This is a genomic window from Lichenibacterium minor (assembly GCF_004137685.1).
In the GTDB taxonomy this organism is placed as follows: Bacteria; Pseudomonadota; Alphaproteobacteria; order Rhizobiales; family Beijerinckiaceae; genus Lichenihabitans; species Lichenihabitans minor.
Genome location: NZ_QYBB01000079.1, coordinates 1 through 9,460, shown reverse-complemented (window position 1 = coordinate 9,460; position 9,460 = coordinate 1). Strand labels below are relative to the sequence as shown.

Sequence of the window (9,460 nt, the reverse complement as noted above, 5' to 3'; positions counted from 1 at the left end):
ACATCGCAGCCTGAGACCCGTCAGGAGCCGCGGTGAGCACCAGACCAAACTCCACCACCTTGACGGACGTGATCGAGCTGCCCGCACCTCTGAAGGCATCGGCTCTGTCGACAGGTCTGGCCCTGACCAAATGGGCTCGGCACGGCTACGACGACCAGACCGACGGCCCCGACCGCCTGTCGCTCCTGCGCCGCATGGCCCGCGTCGACGAGAACGCGGCCTACCGCTCGGTCAGCATGGGCCTCGGTCAGATCATGGGCTTCAACGCGGCCCACGCGGGCTACGCCACCGCCCACGCGATGTACGACGCGTTCCGGGACCTCGACGCCCAGTGCCGCGCCATCGTCGCCGTGCTGCCCGCCCTGGGCGTGCTGCAGCCGCTCAAGGACCACGACTGGGTCACCACCGCGACCCGCTACAACGGCCCGGGCGAGCGCCACAACGAGTACGACGCCAAGTTGGCGTCCGCCTACGCCCACTGGCGGTTCGCGCTCAACACCGGGCAGACGGCGCCCCCCGAACATGGCCTCGGCCTGTGGTCGCGCGGCCCCGAGGTGAGGACGCTCCAGACGTCACTGTGCGCCGCCGGACTGCCCACAGTGGTCGACGGGATCTACGGGCCGAAGACCGCCATGAACGTGGCGGCGTTCCAGCTCGCGCACGGCATGCCGTCGACCCAGGGAATCGCCGACCAGGCGACGCTCGACGCGATCGTCAACGCGGACGCCGACCCGATCCCGCAAGGCGCCCGCGAGGTCGCCACGGCGGAATCCCTGAAGCCTCGCTCCGAGACGATACAGGCCGCCAGCAAACTGAACGTGGGCGGTCTCGTCACTGCGGGCATCGGTACGGTCACCACGGTCGGCGGCACGGTCCAGGCGGTTTCGTCGTCCGTGTCGTCCACCCACGACCAGGTCAACGCGGCCCTCGACAAGGCCGACGCGGTCAAGGCGACCCTGGCCCACGCGCAGGGCCTCGCCCCTGCGGGGACGTTCGAGCACGTTGGGGGGTGGCTCGCGTCCCACCCGATGCCGTTCGTCGGCCTCGCCATGGCGGCCCTGGGTGGCCTCTGCGCCTACCTCGCCCGGGACATCATCGAGCGCCGCGTGCTGGCGCACCAGACCGGAGCCACGACGTGAGGACGTTCGCCCTGTATCCCTTCCGCATCCTGGGAGCGCTTGCCTTCGCGGCCGCGGCGATCGCGGGCACCGCAGCGATCTGCCTCTGGCTCGTCGGCAGGTACGCGGCCGACCCGCTCGCCACCGCTGACATGCTCGTGGAGGCCCTCTCGGGACACGACCTCCCGCTGATCGACCTCATCCGCGGCCACCGCGCACGTCTCATCGAGGAGATCGGCTGTTGAGCGCCTTCGAGTCGATCTCCACCCCTGCCGCGCAGCCCGCACCGGCTCCGGCGACGGCCGTCACGGTCAACGTCGGGCGCCGCCATGGCATCATCGCGGCCGTGTGCTGCCTCGTCCTCGCGGGCGGCGGCTACTGGGAGGGCCGCGTCGACGGGAGCGCCCGCTACGAGGCCGAGCACGCGAGGTTCGAGACGTACATCGCCGACGAGCGGGACAAGGCCGCGACCGAGAAGGCCCGTCAGGCCGACGCCCTTCGCGACGTCCAGGCCGCGTCCGACCTCCGGGCCGAGCAGTCCGCCACCGCCACCACCGACCTCCAGGGACGAATCGATGTCTATGTCGCGCAGCTCCAGCGCCGCCCTGTCTCTGACCGCTGCACTCTCACTGACGCTGACCTGCACGGGCTGCGCGACCTCTCCCCCGGCGCCGCCCCCCGTGCACGTCATCGACCGACCGCGGCTGCCCGCGACACCGAGGTCGTTCGGTGAGCCGGTCCCGGCACCGCCGGTCCGCGTCGGCGACGACGCCCGCGCCGCCAACGCCAGGGCCCGCGGCGCCCTCGACACAGCCAACCACCGTCTCGTCGACGACCGCGCGTTCTATGCGGCCGTCTGCGCGGCGTTCTCGTCCAACCCCTGCGGCGACCGATAGGCGCCCGAGCGTAGAGCGTAACGTCCCCATGTCCGACAACTCCTCGCCCGACCGCGGCGACATCCATTCCCGGGTCACCGTCGTCGAGCGCGACCTCAACCGTCTCTCCGAGACCATGTCGCGCGAGTTCGCAGACGTCCGGAAGGACGGAGAGGGGCGCCACCTCGACCTCAAGGGGATGATCCAGGGACTGGCGGCGACCCAGGCCGAGCGGGCCAAGGTGCCGTGGCAGGCCATCGGCGTCGTGGTCGGCATCCTCGTGGGAGCGGGGGGGCTCCTCTACACGCCGGTCAAGGAGCGCCAGTCGGAGATGCAGGAGCAGATCCACGACAGGGTCACCCGCAACGAGTTCCTGACAACCCTGACCTCGATCGGCGCCCGACGCGATGACGCGCAACGCACCATGGAGGGCCGGGTCGGCCGCGTCGAGCAGGACGTCGACCACCTCACCAACGCCGTCGTCCCGAGGGGCGAGCTGGAGACGCACTGGGCCGACCAGCGCGACCGGGACTCGGCGTTCCAACGCGAGCTGGACGCGCTCGTGAGGCCGCAGCTCCCCTACCAACCGACGAGGCACTGACATGGCCGACGACCAGACCCCCTACGACGTCGAGCAGGACCCGGAGGTCCAGGCGGCCGAGGCCGTCGAGGCCCAGGCCCACGCGGTCGTCGAGGACCGCCGCGCCGACGCCATGGCCCGCGCCAAGCACGCCCGGGATCAGGCCGCCGTCCAGGCCCGCGTGGCGGCCGAGCAGGCCCCGGCGCCCACGGCACCGCCCGCCGACGAAGGCGAAAACCAACTTTCCGCGACTTCCGTTGGCTTTTCAGACACCGCTCTCGTGACCCCGGAGCCTGCGCCCGAAGCCACCCCGAAGCCCGAGCCGGAGCCGATCTCGGAGCAGCCCGCGAAGCCCGAAGCAGAGTCCGAGGCGCCCGCCCCCGAGCCCGCCCCGCTGTCCACGGACCCGGCCCTAAGGCCTCCCGGCCCCGAGACGGCCCCCATGGCCGACCGCGCCCCCCCCGCCGCCCGAGCCGGAACCGGTGCCAGGAAACCCAACCGAGACGGCGGAGAGTTTGGTTTCGGTGCCCGTCACCGTGGCGCCCGAGCCGGAGCCGACCCCGGCCGAGCCCGCCCGCTCGCCCCGCCAGCCCTATGCCACGGGCCGCACCCGACCGGGCAGCAAGACGTGGCGCCAGGGCGCCATCGTGCAGCTCACCGACCACGAGTGGGCCAGGGTGCGCTCCGACCTCACCGATGCGGAAGCCGCCGACGGCGAGGCCGGGGGCGACCGGCTCAAGACCCTGGTGACCCGATACGGCGCGGACGTCACCTGGGCAGCGGCGAGGCCCGCCTGATGGACCCGGCCGCCACCTACGAGGTCGTCGACGGGAAGCATTCGTTCCCGACTGACATCCCCGGGCAACGCGTCACGATCTCGATGGCGCTGACGGGGCGCCAGCTCGCGTTTTTGCTGCGCAACCCGGCCGCCGCCCGGTGCTGCCTGCTCAGGGGTTGGCTGACGTCCAGCTGGCTCGACCAGCTCATCGCCGCGACCGAGGCAACGCCAGAGGGAGTCCACTGATGGTCGCCAAGAAGAGCGCCTTCGTGGAAGGGCTGAAGGACATGGCCGAGGAGGCGCCGCCATCCCCACCCGAGGTCCGCGAGGACGAGAAGCCAACGCCCGCCCCCACCACCGAGCACCAGCGGCGCCGCTACGCCGCCCTCAGCCGCACCGCCAGGACGAGGTGACCATGACCGCCCGCATCGTCTCTCCGACCCTCGCCGCCCGCGCCAGGTCCATGCTCGAGGCGGGCAACTCCCTCCGCGAGACCGCCCGCGTGCTGGGCGTGTCCCGCCAGACCCTGCGCCGTGCCATGGCGGCCTTCGCGTTCGCCTGCGCAACCCCGGCCGCGGCGGCATCTCCCTGCCACCCGTCGACCTCGCCTCCGGAGTGGGCCGCGGCCCCCGGCGACGGCGTGCTGCTGTCGACGACGGCCCAGGGCATGACCGGCCTCGTCAGCGGCTGGCTCGCCTCCCACCACGCGCCGCAGCTCGTGGCCGACGACTACCAGCTCGTCGCCTCCCCGACGCAGGTCCTCGTGGTCCCCGTGCGGGCCGGGTTCGTCTGCCCAGGCGGGGCGATGGTCAGCCTGCCCCGCGAGGTCGCCTCAGACCTGTTCGCCCAGATGCTCTCCCGCTCGAGGTCCCGCGCCTGATGCCCCAGATGGACGTCCTGACCCTCGCCCAGGCAGAGGCCACCGTCGAAGCGCTCCATGCGATGGGCTCCATTCGCCAGGCGGCCGACGCGCTCGGCATCGGCAAGTCGGCCTGTCACGATCGCGTGAAGCGCATCAAGGCCCTCGCCGTCCGTACCAACGCCTACGAGGGCCGGGTCTCCGCGCCGCCCGAGCTGGTGGTCGACAACGACGTCCCGCCCGCGCCGGAGCCGCCCGTCCCCGCCAACGACGAGCCCGCGCCTCCGAAGGCTGAGCCCTACCGCCTGGGCGAAAGCGCGGCCGACCGCGAGGTGACGCGGCTCAAGGACGAGAACCGCCGCCTGAGGTCGTCCCTCGAGGACTGCCACCGCGACGCGCTCGGCGAGGACGAGGTCCGCCGCATGCTCGGGGTGCTGTCAGAGGCGCCCGACGGCCCGCCAGCGTGGGTCGCGGCCCGTCCGCAGCAGCACGCCGCACGCACCCCAGAGACGCTCATCACCATGTGGGCGGACTGGCGCCTCGGGGAGGTCGTCAGCCGCGAGCAGACGGCCGGAGTCAACGAGTATTCGATCCAGATCGCGCGCGATCGTTTCCGGCGCGTCGTCGAGAGCACGATCGAGGTCGCTCGCGACCATGGGCCGGGAGCGCGCCGCACCCCGTTCTCCGGCGCGGTGGTCAACCTCGTCGGGGACATGGTCTCGGGAGGACTGCATCCCGAGCTGCAGAAGACCGACGAGACAACGCTCCTCCAGAGCATCATGGTCGCCAAGGAGATGCTGGTCGAGGGGCTGACCTCGATGGCCGACGAGTTCGGTTCCGTCTACGCCCCGGCGGTCTGCGGTAATCATGGCAGGCTCACTCACAAGCCGGAGTTCAAGGGCTACTCGTTCCAGAACGCGGACTGGTTGATCTACCAGCTCGTGCGCGCCCATTTCGAGGCCCGCCACGATGACAGGATACGCATCGACGTCCGTACAAGCAACGATGTCTACTACAAGGTCCACGACACTCGCTTCCTGTTGACGCACGGCGACATGTTGGGCGTCAAGGGCGGCGACGGGATCATCGGCTCGCTCGGCCCGATCGCCAGGGGCGAGGTCAAGATGCGGGGCGCCGCGGCCTCCTCGGGCCAGGAGTACGACATGCTGCTCATGGGCCACTGGCACCAACCCCTCAAGCTGCCGCGTGCGATCGTCGCGAACACGCTCAAGGGCTACGACGAGTATGCCCGCCTGAGCCTCCGGGCCACGCCGTCGGAGCCGTCCCAGCCGCTCTGGTTCCAGCACCCGACGCGCGGCATGACCTCCTACTGGGACATCAAGGCCAACGCTCCGAAGGCGCCCAGGTCCGCCACCTGGGTCAGCGTCTTCGACCCGGCGGCCGCGTGAGGTGGTCGCATGATCTACTTCGCCCACCCGGTCTCGGACTACGGCACGGTCCACGAGGCCGCCTGCCTGGCCGCCATCGAGGCCGCCTTCAGCCCGCCCGACGTCGAGGTCAGAATCTACAACCCCAACAGCCCCGAGGGCTCGCGCGGCTACCGCGACGGCGGGATGCGCTACTTCGAGGGCATCATCGGTACGTGCTCGGCGCTCGTCTACCGGCCGTTCGGGGACGGCATGATCGGGGCCGGGGTCGCCTGCGAGATCGCATGCGCCATAGGTTTGGGGATCCCGGTCCACGAGCTCGTAGAGACCACGCGCGGCCGCCTCGTGCTCGTCCCGGTCGTCGCCCTCAACGCGAGCCGCGCGCTCGACGTCGAGCAGACCCGCGCCCGCCTCGTCGGCCGGAGGACCGCCGCATGACCCACCCAACCCCTCAGGAGACAGCCATGTCAGTCCCTGCCAACAGCGCGAACGGCTTCATCCTCATGCCGGGAACGTCCCCGGACACAGCGCTCGGCATCAGGGCTCTGGCCCCGTGCCTGAAGAAACGCGACGTCTACTGGTACGTGGGCACGCCCTATTCGAAGTACGCGGACGGGATCCACATGGCCGCCGCGTGCGCCGCGGCGATCACGGGCGCCCTGCTCAAGGCGGAGGTCGCGGCGTTCTCGCCCATCGCCCACAGCCACCCGGTCGCGATGGAGGCGGGGCTCGACGCCCTCGACCACACAATCTGGATGCCGCTCGACGAGCATTTTATGGCCAACGCACACGGCCTGATCGTCGTGATGATGGAGGGCTGGCAGGAGTCGAAGGGCCTCGCCCTGGAGGTCGACGCTTTCCGCGGCACCAGGAAACCTATCGTCTATCTCGACCCGTACATCGGGGGGGCGCTGCCTCGTCCGGGTGCCCCGAGGGCCGCGTGATGGACCGCGACTGCGCTCACACGCTCGCGTCGGGCACGAGCTTCGAAGGGACGGGCCCCGACGGCGTGAAGCACGTGTTGCCCCACGTGTTCCGCTTCCCGCAGGGCCTGCGCCCCGACCACGCCGCCGCGCTCGACGCCCGCCCGGACCTGTGCGCGAGGCTGTGGCGCGAGGGCATCGACCCGGAGGTCCATTGGTTCGCGGTGAGCGCCGAGGAGCTCGACGCGGGGATCGACGCCATGTTGAGGGAGCCGACGTCGTGAAGGAGAACGTGAAGGCCTACGCGGGCGCGGTGAAGGCGCGTCTCGACCTCGTGCCACCCGTGTTCAAGCTGAAGGTCAGCCTCGCCCTGGCGTTCGGCGCGGCGAAGTACGGAGAGCACAACTGGCGCTCAGTCGAGGCTCTCCCCGTCCGCGCCTCCACCTACATCGCGGCCATGCACCGCCACCTCGACGCCTGGGCGAGCGGCGAGGACGTGGCCGACGACAGCGGCGTGGACCACCTCGCCCACCTCGCGGCCTCGTGCGCCATCCTCATGGACGCCCGGGCCGCGGGCCGATTCGAGGACGACCGCGCGGCCCTGGACCTGTCGGCGGAGCGCGCCGCGGCCGAGGCCGTCATGGGGCGGTGGGCGACACCGACCGCCTAGGTTTTCGTCAGGTTCTTTTGAGAAGAACCTGACGACGCCGGAGTCTCCCCCGGCGCCCCTCGTCGTCACGTGCAGCCCGTCCCCGACACGGGACCCACCGTGCGCTTGATCTCGCCACCCATCATCGGTGCCGACCGCCTGACGCGCGGAGTGGACGCCACGGGTCCGTCCACGAGCGCCCGCACCTCGGAGGCATCGAGGTAGCGCCTCCGCCGCAGGGCGTCGGCCACCCGCTCCACCGCCGCCCGGTGCGTCAGGACGAGGTCTTGCGCTCTGACGTAGGCCTCGTCGAGCGTGGCCCGCACCGCCGCCGCGAGCCTCGGGTCGAGCAGCGCCCGCTCCCTGCTCACCGATAGCAGCCCGGAGGCACCCCAACCCCACGCCGTGTGGTAGGCGTAGGCGAGCCCCGTGGCGTCCTCGAGGTCGAGGCCGCACCCGGTCGAGGCGTGGCCGATAACCAGCTCCTCGGCCGCGCGGGCCGCGAGCTGCATCACCATGCGGTTCACGATGATGCGCTCGTCCCAGTGCGGCGCCATGGTGAGCCGCGTGAGGCCCCTGTCCTGGTCGACCCACAGCAGCTCGTCGGTCCCGAGCACGAGGCAGGCGACGGCGTGACCGGCCTCGTGGATCGACACCATGCGGTCACCGACCGCGTCGACCGGGCCGCGCAGCATGGCGACGGCGTCGGTCAGGTCGGAGGCGCACACCCTGCGCTTGCACCACCGGGCCACCCGACGGGCCTCCCGGGCGAGCTGCCCCACCTGGGCCGGGGACCGCCCCCGGCACGCCCGCGCGGCCTCCGCCAGCTCGGCCTCGGTCAGCATGGCGTCAGGCCCGAGGTGCGCCCGCACGATGCCGAGCAGGGCGTCGACGTCGGGCATGGGCAGCTCGAGGTGGCGGTCGAGGCGGCCCGGGCGGAGAAGCGCCGGATCGACGCGCTCCGGGTGGTTGGTCGCCGCGATGACCACGATGCCGTCGCGCGGGACGGCCCCGTCGAGGAAGGCCAGCCAGGCGTTGATGACGGGGCCGAACCACGAATCGTTGTGCGCCGCCCCGCCCCGCACCCCCATGCTGTCGATCTCGTCCACGAACAGAATGAACGGGCCTTTGTCCGCTCGCCTCTTCCGCCACCCGTCGAACAGTTTGGTCAGCCCCTTGCTCATGGAGTCTCCCGTCCCGCCCGCGGCCGACCACTCGGTGTAGGTCGTCACCACGAGATCGACCTCGCATTCGAGGGCAAGCGCCCGCGCGAAGGTCGTCTTGCCTCCGCCCGGGGGACCGGAGATCAGGACGCCTCTGTCGACGTCGGTCCAGGGCAGCCTCCCCCCGGCGTAGTCCCGGAGGTCAGCCGCCAAGTTGACGCCCCACACGCCCGCGTCCCCGAACCCGGTCATCTCGCCCAGACGCCGCACCACGTCGCCCGCAGCCGCCGCGAGCGGGACGGGACCCACGTCCGGCTTGGGCGCCTTGGCCATCTCGACCGCGTCGCGGGCGGCGAGCAGGGCGCGGATGCGGCCCTTGCAGTCGTCACCGGTCGACCCGAGCTGCACGCACCGCATGACGTCGAGCATGGACAGCCGCGCCGCGGCGGCGGCCGACACGCACTCATCGTCACCCGTGACGACCTCGATGAGCCGCTCCACGAACCCGGAACGCCCGCCAGGCGGGATGTCGACCGTGCGGTCGACGAGGGCGCATGCCTCGGGCGGCGAGATCCGGGCGAGGTCGGCCGCCAGGATGACGACGGGCGCGCCCGTGGTGATCGCGCGGTCGTAAAGGTCCTCCGACGTCGTGGCGTCGACGAGCGCCAGTCCGACGACGGCCCCGGGCGAGTCCTCCCACCGGCCGAGCTGAGAGAGGTCCGCGCCGTAGATCCCCCGCAGCGCCTCTTTGATGGCCGCCACGCCGTCGGGGTCCTCACACGTGACGAGCGACGTGCCCGAGAGCAGCAGGTCTGGCGGCCCGCAGTGCCATCACCTCGCGCTCGTCGAGGTCGAGCAGGTCCTCGATCGCGTCGAGGAAGGCCGCGGCGATCGCGTCGTCGGAAACGGGCGGGGCGGCGGGCGCGGGGGTCGTTACGGTGTCGTCCATGGGGTCAGTCAACGCCGTTCGGGCGTGCTGTCGAGGGCAGTGGATCAGTCTGAAAACAGGGGTTTCGTGCCCAGTTTCATGCCCACCGGCACGAATGGCGTGTAATTGCTCACGAGGTCGTGCTGCCGTTCAGGCCGGCACGGCGATTGGCTGGCCTCGCAGCGTGAGGCGGATGGCA

General features: G+C 71.5%; 15 protein-coding genes. 13 read left to right on the top strand and 2 right to left on the bottom strand.

Annotated elements, in window-relative coordinates; translation table 11 throughout:
- Positions 1–32: 32 nt before the first annotated feature.
- The 13 genes from D3273_RS26235 (at position 33) to D3273_RS26190 (ending at position 7,191) form a co-directional block, all read left to right on the top strand.
- Positions 33–1,139, top strand: coding sequence for an N-acetylmuramidase domain-containing protein (locus D3273_RS26235; protein WP_129229912.1), 1,107 nt, complete (start codon positions 33–35; stop codon positions 1,137–1,139).
- Positions 1,136–1,363, top strand: coding sequence for a hypothetical protein (locus D3273_RS26230; RefSeq protein WP_129229911.1), 228 nt, complete (start codon positions 1,136–1,138; stop codon positions 1,361–1,363). Before D3273_RS26235 ends, D3273_RS26230 begins: the two co-directional genes overlap by 4 nt.
- A complete protein-coding gene (locus tag D3273_RS26225; protein WP_129229910.1) occupies positions 1,360–1,851 on the top strand; it encodes a hypothetical protein in 492 nt (163 codons plus the stop codon). Before D3273_RS26230 ends, D3273_RS26225 begins: the two co-directional genes overlap by 4 nt.
- A gap of 191 nt (positions 1,852–2,042) precedes the next feature.
- Positions 2,043–2,594, top strand: a complete 552-nt coding sequence (locus D3273_RS26220; RefSeq protein WP_129229909.1) for a hypothetical protein — start codon at positions 2,043–2,045, stop codon at positions 2,592–2,594.
- Between the two features lie 503 nt (positions 2,595–3,097).
- Entirely contained in the window at positions 3,098–3,370 is a 273-nt protein-coding gene (locus D3273_RS28550) for a hypothetical protein (protein ID WP_165359710.1), read from the top strand.
- A complete protein-coding gene (locus tag D3273_RS26215; protein WP_129229908.1) occupies positions 3,370–3,597 on the top strand; it encodes a hypothetical protein in 228 nt (75 codons plus the stop codon). Before D3273_RS28550 ends, D3273_RS26215 begins: the two co-directional genes overlap by 1 nt.
- Positions 3,597–3,764, top strand: a complete 168-nt coding sequence (locus tag D3273_RS28545) for a hypothetical protein (protein WP_165359715.1) — start codon at positions 3,597–3,599, stop codon at positions 3,762–3,764. Before D3273_RS26215 ends, D3273_RS28545 begins: the two co-directional genes overlap by 1 nt.
- Before the next feature lie 2 nt (positions 3,765–3,766).
- Entirely contained in the window at positions 3,767–4,231 is a 465-nt protein-coding gene (locus D3273_RS26210; RefSeq protein WP_129229907.1) for a helix-turn-helix domain-containing protein, read from the top strand.
- An 8-nt stretch (positions 4,232–4,239) separates the two neighbouring features.
- A complete protein-coding gene (locus D3273_RS26205) occupies positions 4,240–5,619 on the top strand; it encodes a hypothetical protein (RefSeq protein ID WP_129229906.1) in 1,380 nt (459 codons plus the stop codon).
- Positions 5,620–5,628: 9 nt separating this feature from the next.
- Positions 5,629–6,036, top strand: a complete 408-nt coding sequence (locus D3273_RS28540) for a hypothetical protein (RefSeq protein ID WP_165359714.1) — start codon at positions 5,629–5,631, stop codon at positions 6,034–6,036.
- A 26-nt stretch (positions 6,037–6,062) separates the two neighbouring features.
- A complete protein-coding gene (locus D3273_RS26200) occupies positions 6,063–6,542 on the top strand; it encodes a DUF1937 family protein (RefSeq protein WP_165359713.1) in 480 nt (159 codons plus the stop codon).
- Positions 6,542–6,805 carry a hypothetical protein gene (locus tag D3273_RS26195; protein ID WP_165359712.1) on the top strand — a complete coding sequence of 88 codons (264 nt, stop codon included), beginning with the start codon at positions 6,542–6,544 and terminating at the stop codon, positions 6,803–6,805. Before D3273_RS26200 ends, D3273_RS26195 begins: the two co-directional genes overlap by 1 nt.
- Complete coding sequence (locus D3273_RS26190; RefSeq protein ID WP_129229903.1) at positions 6,802–7,191, top strand: dATP/dGTP diphosphohydrolase domain-containing protein; 390 nt, start codon at positions 6,802–6,804, stop codon at positions 7,189–7,191. Before D3273_RS26195 ends, D3273_RS26190 begins: the two co-directional genes overlap by 4 nt.
- A gap of 65 nt (positions 7,192–7,256) precedes the next feature.
- On the opposite strand, the gene D3273_RS26185 is transcribed toward D3273_RS26190, so the two are convergent.
- Both D3273_RS26185 and D3273_RS28535 read right to left on the bottom strand, forming a co-directional pair.
- The gene (locus D3273_RS26185; RefSeq protein ID WP_129229902.1) at positions 7,257–9,095 is read right to left on the bottom strand and encodes an AAA family ATPase; all 1,839 of its coding nucleotides are present in this window, start codon (positions 9,093–9,095) and stop codon (positions 7,257–7,259) included.
- Between the two features lie 13 nt (positions 9,096–9,108).
- Entirely contained in the window at positions 9,109–9,282 is a 174-nt protein-coding gene (locus D3273_RS28535; protein WP_165359711.1) for a hypothetical protein, read from the bottom strand.
- Between the last annotated feature and the right edge of the window lie 178 nt (positions 9,283–9,460).